Source organism: Psychroflexus sp. MES1-P1E, from assembly GCF_002836055.1.
In the GTDB taxonomy this organism is placed as follows: domain Bacteria; phylum Bacteroidota; class Bacteroidia; order Flavobacteriales; family Flavobacteriaceae; genus Psychroflexus.
In genome coordinates, this window is sequence record NZ_PJBS01000037.1 from 1 (window position 1) to 452 (window position 452).

Sequence of the window (452 nt, forward strand, 5' to 3'; positions counted from 1 at the left end):
TTTTTTTGGTATGTCTTTTACTTTTAGCCAATTGTAGTAAGAGTTTTTACTTATTTTCATACAGTTACACATCTTTTCGACAGGAAATAATTCTTTGTTTTCTAGAACAAAATTATATCTTAATTGCCGCTCTTGGAAAAGATGCTCACCGCCTTTTTTAATATATCACGCTCTAATTTAGTTTCTTGTAATTCTTTTCTTAACCGCTTCAGTTCTAATTCACCGGCAGACACTACTCTTTTCTTTGAGAAATCTCCTGATTTGGCCTCGTATTCTCTACGCCAACGTCTTATTACTCCGTCTTGTATATTATACTCTTCACTAACTTCTTTCGCTGTTTTGCCAGAGATTAAAAGTTCTGCAATCATAGTCTTGAACTCATTGTCAAAATGTCTTTTCATAATTCAAATTTATAGTTTCGGACTATATAAATTCGTCACATCAAATGTAGA

The 452-nt window shown here is 32.3% G+C and carries 1 protein-coding gene; it reads right to left on the reverse strand.

Translation table 11 applies throughout. The features are described from left to right. Nucleotides 1-119: 119 nt before the first annotated feature. The gene (locus tag CXF67_RS00220; RefSeq protein WP_102086931.1) at nt 120-401 is read right to left on the reverse strand and encodes a transposase; all 282 of its coding nucleotides are present in this window, start codon (nt 399-401) and stop codon (nt 120-122) included. Nucleotides 402-452: the final 51 nt, after the last annotated feature.

Bases quoted from the DNA above. Each gene is read 5' to 3' on its own strand.
- CXF67_RS00220 (WP_102086931.1), bottom strand. From the start codon at position 401: ATGAAAAGACATTTTGACAATGAGTTCAAGACTATGATTGCAGAACTT.